This window comes from Streptomyces sp. R11, from assembly GCF_041051905.1.
GTDB lineage: Bacteria > Actinomycetota > Actinomycetes > Streptomycetales > Streptomycetaceae > Streptomyces.
In genome coordinates this window covers 2,430,721-2,446,265 of record NZ_CP163432.1, presented here as the reverse complement: position 1 = coordinate 2,446,265, position 15,545 = coordinate 2,430,721, and the positions used below count along the sequence as shown (strand labels likewise).

16 protein-coding genes are annotated in these 15,545 nt (G+C 70.9%); 12 read left to right on the top strand and 4 right to left on the bottom strand.

The features are described 5' to 3' along the window. Positions 1-276 precede the first annotated feature (276 nt). From AB5J55_RS11160 to AB5J55_RS11135, 6 genes are all read left to right on the top strand, one after another. Positions 277-1,074 (top strand): metallophosphoesterase, encoded by a 798-nt coding sequence (locus AB5J55_RS11160; RefSeq protein WP_369270509.1) that lies wholly within the window; start codon positions 277-279, stop codon positions 1,072-1,074. Between the two features lie 132 nt (positions 1,075-1,206). Then, positions 1,207-1,647 (top strand): SRPBCC family protein, encoded by a 441-nt coding sequence (locus tag AB5J55_RS11155; RefSeq protein ID WP_369270508.1) that lies wholly within the window; start codon positions 1,207-1,209, stop codon positions 1,645-1,647. 130 nt (positions 1,648-1,777) lie between these two features. Then, positions 1,778-2,953 carry an ArsA family ATPase gene (locus AB5J55_RS11150; RefSeq protein WP_369270507.1) on the top strand — a complete coding sequence of 392 codons (1,176 nt, stop codon included), beginning with the start codon at positions 1,778-1,780 and terminating at the stop codon, positions 2,951-2,953. A gap of 57 nt (positions 2,954-3,010) precedes the next feature. Further along, on the top strand, positions 3,011-3,505 hold the full coding sequence (locus tag AB5J55_RS11145; RefSeq protein ID WP_369270506.1) for a DUF5304 domain-containing protein: 495 nt from the start codon (positions 3,011-3,013) through the stop codon (positions 3,503-3,505). A gap of 140 nt (positions 3,506-3,645) precedes the next feature. Further along, a complete protein-coding gene (locus AB5J55_RS11140) occupies positions 3,646-4,599 on the top strand; it encodes an ROK family glucokinase (RefSeq protein ID WP_369270505.1) in 954 nt (317 codons plus the stop codon). 137 nt (positions 4,600-4,736) lie between these two features. Beyond that, the gene (locus AB5J55_RS11135) at positions 4,737-5,486 is read left to right on the top strand and encodes an endonuclease/exonuclease/phosphatase family protein (protein ID WP_369270504.1); all 750 of its coding nucleotides are present in this window, start codon (positions 4,737-4,739) and stop codon (positions 5,484-5,486) included. 1 nt (position 5,487) lies between these two features. Here the strand turns inward: AB5J55_RS11135 and AB5J55_RS11130 are convergent, their stop codons facing one another. Both AB5J55_RS11130 and AB5J55_RS11125 read right to left on the bottom strand, forming a co-directional pair. Continuing rightward, a complete protein-coding gene (locus AB5J55_RS11130; protein ID WP_369270503.1) occupies positions 5,488-6,141 on the bottom strand; it encodes a hypothetical protein in 654 nt (217 codons plus the stop codon). Then, entirely contained in the window at positions 6,134-6,913 is a 780-nt protein-coding gene (locus AB5J55_RS11125) for an alpha/beta hydrolase (RefSeq protein WP_369270502.1), read from the bottom strand. Before AB5J55_RS11125 ends, AB5J55_RS11130 begins: the two co-directional genes overlap by 8 nt. Before the next feature lie 207 nt (positions 6,914-7,120). On the opposite strand from AB5J55_RS11125, the gene AB5J55_RS11120 reads away from it, so the two are divergent. The 5 genes from AB5J55_RS11120 to AB5J55_RS11100 all read left to right on the top strand — a co-directional run bounded on the left by AB5J55_RS11120 (position 7,121) and on the right by AB5J55_RS11100 (position 12,097). Next, entirely contained in the window at positions 7,121-7,840 is a 720-nt protein-coding gene (locus tag AB5J55_RS11120) for a lysophospholipid acyltransferase family protein (RefSeq protein ID WP_369270501.1), read from the top strand. Positions 7,841-7,874: 34 nt separating this feature from the next. Beyond that, entirely contained in the window at positions 7,875-9,113 is a 1,239-nt protein-coding gene (macS, locus tag AB5J55_RS11115; protein WP_369270500.1) for a MacS family sensor histidine kinase, read from the top strand. Next, entirely contained in the window at positions 9,110-9,811 is a 702-nt protein-coding gene (locus AB5J55_RS11110; protein WP_369270499.1) for a response regulator, read from the top strand. Before macS ends, AB5J55_RS11110 begins: the two co-directional genes overlap by 4 nt. A 148-nt stretch (positions 9,812-9,959) precedes the next feature. Further along, positions 9,960-10,988, top strand: a complete 1,029-nt coding sequence (locus AB5J55_RS11105; protein ID WP_369270498.1) for a 6-phosphofructokinase — start codon at positions 9,960-9,962, stop codon at positions 10,986-10,988. A 113-nt stretch (positions 10,989-11,101) separates the two neighbouring features. Continuing rightward, entirely contained in the window at positions 11,102-12,097 is a 996-nt protein-coding gene (locus AB5J55_RS11100; RefSeq protein WP_369270497.1) for a 2-hydroxyacid dehydrogenase, read from the top strand. On the opposite strand, the gene AB5J55_RS11095 is transcribed toward AB5J55_RS11100, so the two are convergent. Beyond that, the gene (locus AB5J55_RS11095) at positions 12,049-13,929 is read right to left on the bottom strand and encodes an anthranilate synthase family protein (protein ID WP_369270496.1); all 1,881 of its coding nucleotides are present in this window, start codon (positions 13,927-13,929) and stop codon (positions 12,049-12,051) included. The two genes, AB5J55_RS11100 and AB5J55_RS11095, sit on opposite strands and share 49 nt — an antisense overlap. Before the next feature lie 110 nt (positions 13,930-14,039). Further along, the gene (locus tag AB5J55_RS11090) at positions 14,040-14,096 is read right to left on the bottom strand and encodes a trp operon leader peptide (protein WP_071528813.1); all 57 of its coding nucleotides are present in this window, start codon (positions 14,094-14,096) and stop codon (positions 14,040-14,042) included. A 96-nt stretch (positions 14,097-14,192) separates the two neighbouring features. Here AB5J55_RS11090 and AB5J55_RS11085 point away from each other — a divergent pair, with 96 nt between their 5' ends. Next, positions 14,193-15,545, top strand: coding sequence for a class II 3-deoxy-7-phosphoheptulonate synthase (locus tag AB5J55_RS11085; RefSeq protein ID WP_369270495.1), 1,353 nt, complete (start codon positions 14,193-14,195; stop codon positions 15,543-15,545).

Below are 15,545 nucleotides of genomic sequence, written 5' to 3'. Positions count from 1 at the left end.
CGCCGGCGCCACGACGTTGTGTGATGCGACGGTGCGGTCCAAGGCTCGGGCAGGTGCTCAGGGATTCACAAGTTGAAATCCTGAGCACGACTGGACCGACCGGACGTTACCCGCCGGTATGGCTTCTTCGACAGGGGGTCCCGACGAGATGTTCGCTGCGTCACACGGATTGGTGCTTCTGCGCGCACATTAGTCGAGCCGTCTGACGACTGGCCAGTAACCGTGGGTCCCGCCGCCACTGTTCACGTTTGCCGCACACGCCTACCCTTGATCGCCATGGCACCGACACCGACCGGAAACCGCCGGACCCGCGTTCACGTGGTCAGCGACGTGCACGGCAACGTCCGTGACCTGGCCAAAGCCGGCGAGGGCGCGGACGCCCTGATCTGCCTCGGCGACCTGGTGTTGTTCCTCGACTACGCCGACCACTCGCGCGGCATCTTCCCCGACCTGTTCGGCACGCAGAACGCCGACCGCATCGTGGAGCTGCGCACCGCCCGGCGCTTCGAGGAGGCGCGCGCGTTCGGGGCGCGGCTGTGGGCCGGGATCGGCTCGGACCGGGGTGCCGTGATCGAGAAGGCGGTGCGCAAGCAGTACGCCGAGATGTTCGCGGCGTTCCCGACGCCGACGTACGCCACGTACGGCAATGTCGACATGCCGCCCCTGTGGCCGGAGTACGCCGGGCCGGGCACGACGGTGCTGGACGGGGAGCGGGTGGAGATCGGGGGCTGGACGTTCGGCTTCGTGGGCGGTGGCCTGCGGACGCCGATGCGGACGCCCTACGAGATCAGCGACGAGGAGTACGCCGCGAAGGTCGATGCCGTGGGGGAGGTGGACGTGCTGTGCACGCACATTCCGCCGGAGGTCCCCGAGTTGGTGTACGACACCGTGGCGCGGCGCTTCGAGCGGGGGAGCAGGGCGCTGCTGGAGGCGATTCGCCGTACGCGTCCCCGTTACTCCCTCTTCGGGCACGTCCATCAGCCGCTGGTGCGGCGGATGCGGATCGGGGCGACGGAGTGCGTGAACGTGGGGCACTTCGCCGGGTCCGGGAAGCCGTGGGCACTGGAATGGTGAGTGGTCCGCCGGGATCCGGTCAGGATCGCAGGTGGGGGTGAAGTCGGCTGGTCGGACGCGCGGTAGCCTTCACGCTGCGCACTCGTGCGCACCACGACTTCTTACCGGCCCGCATCTGGAGGAGCCACGGCGATGGCGGAACACACCAGCTCGAGCATCACGATCGAGGCGGCACCGGCCGATGTCATGGGGGTGATCGCCGACTTCGCCCGCTACCCGGACTGGACCGGTGAGGTGAAGGAGGCGGAGGTCCTCAAGACCGACGACCAGGGCCGCGCCGAGCAGGTCCGGCTCGTCATGGACGCCGGGGCGATCAAGGACGACCAGGTCCTGGGATACACCTGGACCGGTGCGAACGAGGTGTCCTGGACGCTGGTGAAGTCCCAGATGCTGCGGTCGCTGGACGGCTCCTACATCCTGAAGCCGGCCGGGGCGGGTTCGACCGAGGTCACTTACCAGCTGACGGTGGACGTCAAGATCCCGATGCTGGGGATGATCAAGCGGAAGGCCGAGAAGGTCATCATCGACCGGGCGCTGGCGGGACTGAAGAAGCGGGTGGAGTCGAGCAAGTAGGCGGCGGCCCCGTCTCGGACGCCGGACGGGGCCGGAGTGCCTGGACCGGCCTCACATGGGTAGTCGGTGTGGCCAGGCCGGGGCTGCGTTCCAGCGGCCTTCATCCCGACGTCCGTTACGGTTCACCCCCATGCGCACCATCCTGATCACGGGCCCCGGCGGCAGCGGTCGTACCACCGTCGCCGCTGCCACCGCGCTCGCCGCCGCCCGTGAGGGCACCCGCACCCTCGTTCTCGGCGGCGACCGCACCGACACCCTCGGTGCCGCTCTCGGCGTGCCGACCGGTGCGACACCGACACAGGTCAGCGAGACCCTCACTGCCTGGCGCCCCGACGCGGCGCTGAGTTTCCGGGAGGACCTCGCAGGCTTCCAGGAACGTGCCTCCGCCGCCCTCGACCTCCTCGGCGCCTCCCGGCTGGACCCGGAAGAGGTCACCCCGCTCCCCGGGGCCGAGGAGCTCGCGCTGCTGCGGGCGCTGCGGGACGCCGCCCTCGCCGAGCGGCACGAGCTGCTCGTCGTGGACCTGCCCGCCACCCCGCAGGCCCTCGCCCTGCTCTCGCTCCCCGAGGAGCTGCGCCGCTACCTGCGCCGGCTGATCCCCTCCGAACGGCAGGCGGCCCGCGCGCTGCGGCCCGTCCTGGGGCGGCTGGCCGGAGTTCCGATGCCCGCGGAATGGCTGTACGAGACCGCCGCCCGGTGGGACGTCGAGCTGGCCGCCGTGGAGGCCGTGGTCGACGACCGCGACACCGTCGTACGGCTCGTCGCCGAACCCGGCCCGGCCGGCGACGACGCCGTGCGCGCAGCCACCCTCGCCCTCGCCCTGCGCGGCCTGCGCCCCGACCTGCTGATCGCCAACCGCGTCCTGCCGGAGGCGGAGGCCACGGCGGGCAGCTGGCTCGACGGCGCCGTCACCCAGCAGCGCAAGGTCCTGGAGGAGTGGCAGCAGGACCATGACGTCCATGACGTCGGCCATCTCGGACGGGACCCCCGGGGCTCCGACGACCTCGCCGCGCTCGCCGTGCCCGCCGTCAACACGACGTCGTCCACCGTGGAGTGGCCCGTCGTCGACCGGCTGGCCGAGGACGGCGTCCTCGTCTGGCACATCCCCCTGCCCGGCGCCGTACGCGACGAACTCGACCTCGTCCGCCGCGGCGACGAACTCGTCCTCACCGCGGGACAGTTCCGGCGTATCGTGCCCCTGCCGTCCGCCCTGCGCCGGTGCGGTGTGGACGGGGCCGGGCTGCGCGACGGCGAGCTGCGGATCCGGTTCGCGCCGGATCCGGGTCTGTGGCCGAGGACCCGGTGAAGCAGGTACGCCCGTTCGGGTAACGTCGTAGAGACGAACCGTAGTCAGGAGTCCGTCATGAGCGAAGAGCTCCCCCCGTCCGACGCCGAGGAGCACGAGGCGATCGACGAGGTACGGGCGACCGACGCCGACGCCTGGGCCACGGCGTGCGCCGAGGACCTCGCGGAGGAGAAGGCCCGCCGCCGCGCCCAGCACGGCATGCCCCCGGGCTCGGCCGCCGAGGAACTGCGCAAACTCGTCGACGCCGTCGCGGACAAGCTCTCGACCCTCCAGTCCCCGCTGCTCGGCGCGGTCGCCGGACCCGCCGCCCAGCAGGTGGTCAAGCAGGTCGTGGAGCAGGCCAAGGCCGCCGTCGAGCCCGTCATCGAGCGCAACCCCGACGTCTTCGACCACCTGGCTGCGGCCGGCAGCGAACTCCTCGCCGCGTACCGCTCCGCGGTCCAGGCCCAGGAACAGCGCTGGACCACCCGGGAGACGGGCGGGCACGACCTGGACGAGCGCCCCGACCGGGGCGACGAGGCCGGTCCCGGCGAGCGCATCGACCTGGACTGATTCCCCGGTCGCCGGACGAGTCGAGCCCCCGTGTTCAGGGGCCCGGCCGGCCCCGTCCGCCGGGCGGACGACGGGGACTGCGACGACAGGGGCTCGGGTACGGTTGGCCGTAGCGGGGCTCGACCGAAACTGAGGGATTCATGGGACTCACCATCGGCGTCGACATCGGCGGCACGAAGATCGCGGCCGGCGTGGTCGACGAGGAAGGCAACATCCTCTCGACCCACAAGGTGCCGACCCCGGGCACGCCCGAGGGCATCGTGGACGCCATCGCCTCCGCGGTGGAGGGCGCGCGCGCCGGGCACGAGATCGTCGGCGTGGGTATCGGTGCGGCCGGTTACGTCAATCGTCAGCGCTCCGAGGTCTACTTCGCCCCCAACATCGACTGGCGCAACGAGCCGCTCAAGGAGAAGGTCGAGGCCCGCGTCGGCCTCCCGGTCGTCGTGGAGAACGACGCCAATGCGGCCGCGTGGGGCGAGTACAAGTTCGGCGCCGGCAAGGGCCACCGCAACGTCATCTGCATCACCCTGGGCACCGGCCTCGGCGGCGGCATCATCATCGGCAACAAGCTGCGCCGCGGCCACTACGGCGTGGCCGCCGAGTTCGGCCACATCCGCATGGTGCCGGACGGCCTGCTCTGCGGCTGCGGCAGCCAGGGCTGCTGGGAGCAGTACGCCTCCGGCCGCGCCCTCGTCCGATACGCCAAGCAGCGCGCCAACGCCACCCCCGAGAGCGCCGAGATCCTGCTCGGCATGGGCGACGGCAGCCCCGAGGGCATCGAGGGCAAGCACATCTCCATGGCCGCCCGCCAGGGGGACCCGGTCGCCGTCGACTCCTACCGCGAGCTCGCCCGCTGGGCCGGCGCCGGCCTCGCCGACCTGGCCTCCCTCTTCGACCCGTCCGCCTTCATCGTCGGCGGCGGCCTGTCGGACGAGGGCGAACTGGTCCTCGACCCCATCCGCAAGTCCTACAAGCGCTGGCTCGTGGGCGGCAACTGGCGGCCGGTGGCGGACGTCATCGCCGCTCAGCTCGGCAACAAGGCGGGCCTGGTGGGCGCGGCGGACCTGGCTCGCGAGCCCGACCCGATCATGTAGCGGACCGGGGGCCCACTCTTCAGGGGCGCGGGGCGGTATCAACATGCGGCTCCGCCGCGTGGGCGCGACCGGCCACACACGGCTGGCGGTCGCGCACCGGCCTCGCGCCCCTAGCCGTTGGGCGTAAATTGATCCACATGGAGCTGCTGCCCAACTCCCACACAGAGCCCGACGGTTCCGCTCTCATCCGCGTACTCAGCTACAACATCCGCTCGATGCGCGACGACACGGACGCCCTCGCCCGTGTCATCACCGCCTGCGACCCCGACCTGGTCCTCATCCAGGAAGCCCCCCGGTTCTTCCGCTGGCGCAAGAAACTCTCCCGCCTGGCCCGCGCCGCGAACCTTGTGATCCTCACGGGCGGCGCCACGGCCGCCGGCCCGGCGATCCTGTGCGATCTGAGGGCCACAGTGGAACGAACCGAGGACGTACTCCTCCCGCTCACCCCCGGACTCCACAGACGCGGCTTCGCCACGGCAGTGGTCCGCTTCGGCGGCGCCCGTCTCGGCGTGCTCTGCTGCCACCTCTCCCTGCAGAAGGACGAGCGCTACGAACAGGGCGGCATGCTGCTCGACCGCGTCGCCGGCATGGGCGTCGAGCACGCCGTCGCGGGCGGCGACCTGAACGAACGCCCCGGCGGCCGCACCTTCCACCGCCTGGCCGACGGCCTCCAGGACTGCTGGGCCACCAGCCCCTGGGGCAGCGAGTACACCTCGACCCCGGTAGACCCCCACCAACGTATCGACGCGATCTTCGCGACCAAGGGCATCGAAGTGGTCGGATGCGGAGTTCCCCTCGGCCATCCCGGGATCACGCAGACAGACCTGAGGGCGGCCACGGACCACCTTCCGGTCCTGGCCGCCCTCAGAGTCCCGGCAGCTCAGTAGGTCAGACGACCGCGCCCCGACCCGGATCGTCGTCGTCCTCGTCGTCCGTCTTCATGCGCATCACCAGCGTGGCGAACCCGCCCAGGAACCCGCCGATGCCCAGGGTGGCCAGCCACCACGTCATGTCCCAGTTGAGCAGGACGGCGAGCAGCAGCAGGACCGGCCCGCCGATCACCGCGAGCCAGGCGAACTTCGCGGTCGCGTCGGCGGCGGGCAGGGGCGGCGGCTCCGGTGGGACGAAGTGGCCCTCGTCGTCGGCGTCGAAGTCCTCCTCGGCCGGCTCGGGCACGCTGTAGTCGCGGGGGCCGACACCGGGGGCGAAGGAGATCGAGCTGCCGAGGGGCTGGGCGGGCTTGGCCGGCTTGTCCTCCTTGGGCTCGTCGGTCTGCTTGACCTTCGCGCCCTTGTCGCCCTGCCCGGCCTGCGGCTGCTCGTCCCCCCTGCCGCCCGTCCCGCCGTTGGTCTCGGAGTCCAGCAGGGCCAGGTCCTCCACGGACTTGAAGGGCTTCGAGCCGGGCGGGTCCGGCGGTTCGTCGCCGTACCCGGCGACGATCGCGGCCCAAGCGGCGTCCTCGTCGAACGGGACGTGCTGCTCTTCCGGCTCGCGATCGTCGCGGTCCTCGCGCCTTTCGCGGTCGGAGTCGTGCTCAGCCACGTGCGGTCGTCCTTCCCTTGCCGACGCCGGTTGCGAGCCGGCTGATGAAGCCGAGGCTCTCCTCGAAGATCCGGTTCGCGTCATGGTCCAACGTCGCCACGTGATAACTCTGTTCCAGCACGACCTCCGTTACGTCCGTCGACGACACCCTGCTCAGGATCCGGGCCGAGTCCGCGGGCGGCACGGTGTGGTCCTGGGCGCTGCGCAGAAGCAGCAGCGGCTGGGTGACCTGCGGCAGCTCGCCGTCGACCAGGCGGAAGAAGGTGCGCAGCGAGTGGGCCGCGTGCAGCGGCACCCGGTCGTACCCGATCTCGACGCCGCCCTCCTTGGCGATGTCACTGGTGATCCCGGGCGCCGTACGGACGAAGTGGCGGGACACCGGGAGGGTGTACGCGAACAGCCCGTGCACCTTGTTCGCCGGGTTGACGACCAGCACGCCGGCGACGTCCTCCCCGTGCTTCGCGGCGATCCGCAGGGCCAGGGCGCCGCCCATGGACAGGCCGGCCACGAAGACCTGGGTGCAGTGCTCGCGCAGGCTGCGCAGCTCGCGGTCCACCTCGGCGTACCAGTCCTGCCAGCCGGTGAGCTGCATGTCCTCCCAGCGGGTGCCGTGCCCCGGCAGCAGCGGCAGCGAGACGGTGAGCCCGCCCTCGGCGAGATGGTCCGCCCAGGGGCGCAGCGACTGGGGGGAACCGGTGAAGCCGTGGCAGAGCAGAACCCCGACTTCCCCGCCCGCACGGCGGTAGGGCTCGGCTCCAGGAAGGACCGGCACCTTACGGTCTCCTGTTCGTGAGAAGGACGACATGGACGAGAGGAACCACAACGACCCACGCGGCGGAGCCGCAAGTCGAGACATCCAGGTGTGCTTCACCGTACGCGACCGCACTGACACCGACCAGGGTCGTCGGAGTCATTGGGAGTGCTCCAGGTTAAGGTCTGAGCGACAGACACAGGAGGCACTCGGTTGTTGTACGGCGCGATGAAGGTGACCATCGGGGGACCGCTGAAGGTCGCCTTCAGGCCCTGGGTGGAAGGCCTGGAGAACATTCCCGCCGAGGGCCCCGCGATCCTCGCGAGCAATCACCTGTCCTTCTCGGACTCGTTCTTCCTGCCCGCGGTCCTCGACCGCAAGGTGACCTTCATCGCCAAGGCCGAGTACTTCACCACCCCGGGCGTCAAGGGCCGGCTGACCGCCGCGTTCTTCAAGGGCGTCGGCCAGCTGCCCGTGGACCGCTCCGGGGGGCGCGGGGCGGGCGAGGCGGCCATCAAGAGCGGCATGGACGTCCTTGAGCGCGGTGAGCTGTTCGGTATCTATCCCGAGGGCACGCGCTCGCCCGACGGCCGGCTCTACCGGGGCAAGCCGGGCGGCCTCGCGCGCGTGGCGCTCGCCAGCGGAGCGCCGGTCATCCCGGTCGCCATGATCGACACGGAGAAGATCCAGCCGCCCGGCAAGGTCATGCCCAAGCTCATGCGGCCCGGCATCCGGATCGGCAGGCCGCTGGACTTCGGCCGGTACCAGGGCATGGAGCACGACCGCTTCGTACTCCGCGCGCTGACCGACGAGGTCATGTACGAGATCATGAAGCTCTCCGGCCAGGAGTACGTCGACATGTACGCGACCGCCGCCAAGCGGCAGATCGCGGAGGCGGCGAAGGCCGAGAAGGAACAGGCGCGGAAGAAGAAGGAACTGTCCGAATAGAGTCGGCCGCACACTGAGCCGAGGGGTGGGGGGCATGGCCAAGCGCGAGCGGGTCATGAGGATGTCGGTCGAGCAGCCGCTGTGGCGTGCGCTCACCGGATACCGGGTGCTGACCCTGGTGTATGCGATCGGTCTCTTCGTCAGCGCGTACGACGAGGTCGCCCGTCCCTGGGTGGCCCTCGGCTACTTCGCCGTCCTGACCGTCTGGACGCTGGCCACTCTGCCTCGCGTGGCGAATGCCGCGAGCTGCACCAGGCGCTTCCTCGCGGTGGACCTCACCATCGCCCTGGCCGGCATCCTGCTCACCCGGCTCGCCGAGTCACCCGAGCGGATCGACGCCGGGGCCCCGACCCTGCCGTCGATATGGACGGCGGGCGCCGTGCTGGCGTTCGCCATCAAGGGCGGCTGGCGCTGGGCCGCCTTCGCCTCCACGCTGGTCGCCGCCGCCAACCTGGTCCACCGCTCCGGCGTGCCGACCCGCGACACCGTCCACATGGTGCTGCTCGTCTGGATCGCGTCCATCGCCATCGGCTACGTCGTCGAGGTCGCCCGGGCCTCCGAGCGCACCCTCGCCCGGGCCCTGGAGATCGAGGCGGCGACGCGGGAGCGGGAGCGGCTCGCCCGGGACATCCACGACAGCGTGCTTCAGGTGCTGGCGATGGTGCAGCGGCGCGGCGCCGTCATCGGCGGCGAGGCGGCCGAGCTGGGCCGGATGGCGGGTGAGCAGGAGGTCGCGCTGCGCACGCTGGTCTCGGGCGGCCTGGTGCCCGTCTCGCGGGTGTCGGAGGACGCCGCCGAGGGAGCGGTCGTACGGGCCGTCGAGGAGCCGGACGACTCCACCGGTCCCACCGGCCCGGTCGATCTCCGTGTGCTGCTCGCCCCGTACGCCGGCGCCAAGGTCAGCCTCGCCGAGCCGGGCGCGCCCGTGTCCCTGACCCCCGCCGCGGCACGGGAGTTGACCGCGGCCGTCGGGGCCGCCCTGGACAATGTCCGCCGGCACGCGGGGGAGGACGCGCGTGCGTGGATCCTCGTCGAGGACGAGCCCGACGAGGTGATCGTCACCGTCCGGGACGACGGACCCGGCATCCCCGAGGGCCGGCTGGTCCAGGCCGAGGGTGAGGGGCGGCTCGGCGTAGCCCTGTCGATCCGGGGCCGGCTGCGGGACCTCGGCGGCACCGCCGAGTTGATCTCCGTGCCGGGTCAGGGCACCGAAGTGGAACTGAAAGTACCGAAGGACAGCAGCGCTTCACGGGGGAAGGCGGAGCAGCGATGACGGACACCGCGAGCGGAGCGGACGCACAGCAGGGCACGATCAGGGTCATGGTGGTCGACGACCACCCCATGTGGCGCGACGCGGTGGCCCGGGACCTGGCCGAGTCCGGCTTCGACGTGGTCGCCACCGCCGGCGACGGTGACCAGGCCGTGCGCCGCGCCAAGGCCGCCGCCCCCGACGTCCTGGTGCTCGACCTCAACCTGCCCGCCAAGCCCGGCGTCCAGGTCTGCAAGGAACTCGTCGGCCACAACCCGGCGCTGCGCGTCCTCGTCCTGTCCGCGAGCGGCGAGCACGCCGACGTCCTGGAGGCCGTGAAGTCCGGCGCGACCGGGTATCTGCTGAAGTCCGCGTCCACGGAGGAGTTGCTGGACGCGGTGCGCCGAACCGCCGTCGGCGACCCGGTGTTCACGCCGGGCCTGGCCGGGCTGGTCCTCGGCGAGTACCGGCGCCTCGCCTCGGAGCCGGCGCCGGTCGCGTCCGACGCCGACCAGCCGGGGGCCCCGCAGCTCACCGAGCGCGAGACCGAGGTGCTGCGGCTCGTGGCCAAGGGCCTGAGCTACAAGCAGATCGCCGAACGCCTGGTCATCTCCCACCGCACGGTCCAGAACCACGTCCAGAACACCCTCGGCAAGCTCCAGCTGCACAACCGGGTGGAGCTGGTCCGATACGCGATCGAGCGCGGCCTCGACGACGAGTGATCCGGCGATCCGCTGACCCGATGAACGAACCGGTGCGTAAACCAACCGCCTGACACTTCACCGGAATTGCCCTTCACGCCCATCCCTGTGTGACCTGTATCACCATTAGCGTGGCCTCATCAGGCAACCGCGGCGAAGGGACATTTCCATGCGGGTCGGAGTACTGACCGGAGGCGGCGACTGCCCCGGTCTCAACGCCGTCATCCGGGCCGTCGTCCGCAAGGGCGTACAGGAGTACGGCTACGACTTCGTCGGCTTCCGGGACGGCTGGCGAGGTCCGCTCGAGAACGACACCATCCGTCTCGACATCCCCGCCGTGCGCGGCATCCTGCCCCGCGGCGGCACCATCCTCGGCTCCTCGCGCACCAACCCCCTGAAGCAGGAGGACGGCATCCGCCGTATCAAGGAGAACCTCGCCAAGCAGGAGGTCGAGGCGCTCATCGTCATCGGCGGCGAGGACACCCTGGGCGTCGCCACCCAGCTGTCCGACGAGTACGGCGTGCCCTGCGTCGGCGTGCCGAAGACGATCGACAACGACCTGTCCGCCACCGACTACACCTTCGGCTTCGACACCGCGGTCGGCATCGCCACGGAGGCGATCGACCGGCTGCACACCACCGCCGAGTCCCACATGCGCGTCCTCGTCTGCGAGGTGATGGGCCGTCACGCCGGCTGGATCGCCATCCACTCCGGGCTGGCCGGCGGGGCCAACGTCATCCTCATCCCCGAGCAGCGCTTCGACGTCGACAAGGTCTGCGCCTGGATCACCTCGCGCTTCAAGGCGTCGTACGCCCCGATCGTGGTCGTCGCCGAGGGCGCCATGCCGAAGGACGGCGACATGGTGCTGAAGGACCAGTCGCTGGACTCCTTCGGGCACGTCCGGCTGTCCGGCGTCGGCGAGTGGCTGGCCAAGGAGATCGAGCGGCGGACGGGCAAGGAGGCCCGTACGACGGTCCTCGGGCACATCCAGCGCGGCGGCACCCCCAGCGCCTTCGACCGCTGGCTCGCCACCCGGTTCGGGCTGCACGCCATCGAGGCGGTCCGCGACGGTGACTTCGGCAAGATGGTCGCCCTGCGCGGCACCGACATCGTCCGCGTCCCGATCGCGGACGCCACCGCCAAGCTGAAGACGGTGGATCCGAAGCTGTACGAAGAGGTCGGCGTCTTCTTCGGCTGACCGGCCTAAGCCGCCCGCGTTCCGGCGGCGGCGTTCCGGTGGCTGCTTTCCGCCCGGCGTCGTGGGGTTGTGGGTCGTATATTCGGCCCATAGCCCCACGCAAGGGAGCCGTCTTGGAGATCATGGCCTTCGGTGTGCAGGCCGACGAGAAGCCCCTGATCGAGCGGGCCTTCCGGGGCCACCACGAGGTCCGCTGCCTGGACGTCTTCCTCAACCGGGACACCGCCCCCATCGCCACCGGCCACGAGGTCGTCTGCACCAGCGTCAACTGCGACCTCGGCGGCCGCGTCCTGGGGACCCTCGCGGCCGGGGGGACCCGGATGGTCGCCCAGCGCTCCACCGGCTTCAACAACATCGACCTCGAGGTCGCCGAGCGTCTCGGCATGACGGTCGCGCGGGTCTCGTACTACTCGCCGCACGCCGTGGCCGAGTTCGCCTGGGCCCTCGCCATGGCGGTCAACCGCCGTATCGTCCGCGCCTCCACGCGCACGCGTGACTTCGACTTCCGCCTCGACGGCCTGATGGGCCGCGACATGCACGGCCGCACCGCCGGCGTCCTCGGCACCGGAAAGATCGGCGAGGCGTTCACGCGGATCGCCCACGGCCTCGGCATGAAGCTCCTCGGCTGGGACGTCGCCGAGAACCCCACCTGTATGCGGCTCGGCATGCGCTACGTCTCCAAGGACCAGCTCCTCGCCGAGTCCGACCTGGTCAGCCTGCACGTCCCGCTGATGCCGGAGACCCGGCACCTGATCGACGCGGACGCCCTGAAGGCGATGAAGGACGACGCGATCCTCATCAACTCCAGCCGCGGCGGCCTCATCGACACCGCGGCCCTCGTCGCCGAACTGCGCGAGGGCCGCTTCACGGGCGTCGGCCTCGATGTGTACGAGGCGGAGGCCGGGCTGTTCTTCCTCGACAAGTCCCTCCAGGCGATCGAGGACGACACCCTGGCCCGCCTCGTCACCTTCCCGAACGTCCTGGTCACCTCCCACCAGGCGTACTACACCCAGGACGCCGTCGGCCAGATCGTCGAGACCACGCTGGAGAACGTCCTCGACTACACGGCGGGCCGCCGCTCCGAGAACGTGCTGGTCCCGCGCAGCTGACCCACCAGCTCCCGGACGACGGCGGCGCCGTTCAGCGTCAGCACCGACTCCGGGTGGAACTGCACGCCGGCGAAGCCGGGCCCGCGCACCGCGTGCACCTCCCCGTTGCCGGCCCGGCCGACCTCGACGCCGTGCGCGGCGAGCTCCTGGAGGGCCTCGTCGTCGCAGCGCGCCACGAAGCTGTTGTAGAAACCGACCGTCTCCGGCCGCCCGAACAGCTCGATCGTGGTCTGCGCGCCCTGGTACGGCACTTCCTTGCGTACGATCTCCAGCCCCAGCTCGGCCGCGATCAGCTCGTGTCCGAGGCAGACGCCGAGCACACCGTGCCGGTGCTTGCGGAGGACCTCGGCGGTCAGCTCCCGCAGGAACCGCATCTTGGGGTCGGCGAGATCCGAGGGGTCCCCCGGGCCGGGGCCGAGCACGACCGGTCCCCCGTGCGCGACCACCGCCTCCCGCAGACCGGGCTCGTCGTAGCGCCGCACGGTCACCTCCAGGCCGCTCGAGCGCAGCACGTGCGCGAGCATTGCCGTGAAGGTGTCCTCCCCGTCGACGACCAGGGCGTGGCCGCTCAGCTCGGCGGAGGGCTCCTGCATCCGCAGCCAGAAGGGCGCGAGCGACGCCCGGCGCCCGTCGAGCGCGGCACGCACGCGCGGGTCGTCGGCGAGGCGGGGCCGTACGGACTCCTCGCGCGGCCTTCCCGGCCGTACGCCCAGAGCCGCCAGTACGCCCGCCGCCTTCGCGTGGGTCTCCGCGACCTCGCTCGCCGGGTCCGACCCCCGCACGAGCGTGGCGCCGACCGGCACCCGCAGCCGTCCGGCCGCGTCGACGTCGGCGGTGCGGATCAGGATGGGGGAGTCGAGGGTCTGGGCGCCGCCGGAGTCCTGGCCGAGCAGCGCCAGCGCACCGGCGTAGTACCCGCGCCCGCCGACCTCGTGCCGCTCGATGACCCGGCAGGCGTTCTGCACGGGCGAGCCGGTGACGGTGGCCGCGAACATGGTCTCCTTGAGGACCTCCCGCACATCCAGCGAGGACTTCCCGCGCAGCTCGTACTCGGTGTGCGCGAGGTGCGCCATCTCCTTCAGGCGGGGCCCGACGACCACGCCGCCCTTGTCGCCGACGGTGCACATCATCTTGAGCTCCTCGTCGACGACCATCGACAGCTCCTCGATCTCCTTGCCGTCGGCGAGGAAGTCCAGCAGATGCCCGGGCGTCGGCCCCTCGGCGGGATAGCGGTACGTCCCGCTGATCGGGTTCATGATCACGGTCCCGCCGGACATCCGCACGTGCACCTCGGGGCTCGCCCCGACCAGCGTCCGCTCCCCGGTGTGGACGACGAACGTCCAGTACGCGCCGCGCTCGCCCTCCAGCAGGCGCCGGAACAGCGCGAGCGCGTCGGCGCGTCCGAACCCCGGGATCTCCCCCTCGTACGTCCGCCGGATCACGAAGTTCGCGCCCTCGCCCTGCCCGATCTCCTCGTGCAGCACCCGCCCGACGATCTCGCCGTACTCCTCGTCGCCCACGTCGAAGCCGCCGCCCTCGACCCGCACGTCGTGCCCGGGGAGCTGCGCCAGGGCGTCGGCGAGCGGGATCTCGTACGTCTCCTCGGGGATCAGTACCGACAGCGGCGTTCCGTCGTCACGGACGTCGAAGCCGCGCTCGCGGATCTGCCGGAAGGGGACCAGCGCCAGGCCCTCGGCGGGGAGGTCGGCCAGTCTGTCGTGGGTGCTGACCGGGCCGATCATGACCTCGACGGTCTCGTGATCGTGGCCCGGGGTGCGGCGGCGCAGCAGGGCGAACGGGCGGGGGTCGTCCGGCAAGCCGAGCAGGTTCATGGGTCCGTGCTCCTTCTCCGTGGATCTGTGGATTCGGTGGAGAGGAACGACCCGGAAAACGCCGAAGGCCGCCCCTCGGGCGGCCTTCGCGAAGTCTGTCGTACGCGCAGTCAGTGGGCCGCCGGATGAGCGGTCCACCACCAGTTCTGGGTCGAGTGCGCGAACATGGCAGGCACCCTACCCCATGTCCGAGTCGTGTACCTCGTGTCTCAATTGCTGGGCATGGGGCAGGACGCCCGACACGACCCCGTAATGTTGAGGTCGTGACCGTGAACGCTAAGACCAGCACGAGTGCTGGCAACACCTGGCGAAACCTGCCCGCGGCGCAGCAGCCCGAGTACCCCGACACCGAGGCTCTGCGCGCAGTCGTTGCGGAGCTGGAGTCGTATCCGCCGCTCGTCTTTGCGGGCGAGTGCGATCAGCTGCGCGCCCGGATGGCGGCCGTCGCCAAGGGAGAGGCGTTCCTCCTCCAGGGTGGCGACTGCGCCGAGGCCTTCGACGCGGTGTCCGCCGACCAGATCCGCAACAAGCTCAAGACCCTGCTGCAGATGGGCGCCGTGCTGACGTACGCCGCGTCCGTCCCCGTGGTGAAGGTCGGCCGCATCGCCGGCCAGTACTCCAAGCCGCGCTCCAAGGGCACCGAGACCCGCGACGGCGTGACCCTGCCGACGTACCGCGGCGACTCGGTCAACGGCTTCGACTTCAACGAGGCCGCCCGCGTCCCGGACCCCGAGCGACTGAAGCGGATGTACAACGCGTCCGCCTCCACGCTCAACCTGGTGCGCGCCTTCACCACCGGTGGTTACGCCGACCTGCGCCAGGTGCACGCCTGGAACCAGGACTTCGTGAAGTCGTCCCCGTCCGGCCAGCGCTACGAGCAGCTCGCCCGCGAGATCGACCAGGCGCTGAACTTCATGCATGCCTGCGGGGCCGACCCGGAGGAGTTCAAGACGGTCGAGTTCTACTCCTCGCACGAGGCGCTGCTGCTCGACTACGAGTCCGCCCTCACCCGCGTCGACTCGCGCACCGGGCAGCTGTACGACGTCTCCGCGCACATGGTGTGGATCGGTGAGCGCACCCGGCAGCTGGACCACGCGCACATCGAGTTCGCCTCGAAGATCCGCAACCCGATCGGCATCAAGCTCGGCCCGACCACGACGGCCGAGGAGGCGCTGCAGTACATCGAGCGCCTGGACCCCGAGCGTGAGCCGGGCCGGCTGACCTTCATCGTCCGGATGGGCGCCGACAAGGTCCGCGACAAGCTCCCCGAGCTGGTCGAGAAGGTCACCGCCTCGGGCGCCACCGTGGCCTGGGTGACCGACCCGATGCACGGCAACACCTTCGAGGCGGCCTCCGGTCACAAGACCCGCCGCTTCGACGACGTGCTCGACGAGGTCAAGGGCTTCTTCGAGGTCCACAAGGCCCTCGGCACCCACCCGGGCGGCATCCACGTGGAGCTCACCGGCGACGACGTCACCGAGTGCGTGGGCGGCGGCGACGAGATCTTCGTCGACGACCTGCACCAGCGCTACGAGACGGCCTGCGACCCGCGGCTCAACCGCAGCCAGTCGCTTGACCTGGCCTTCCTCGTCGCGGAGATGTACAGGGACCAGTAG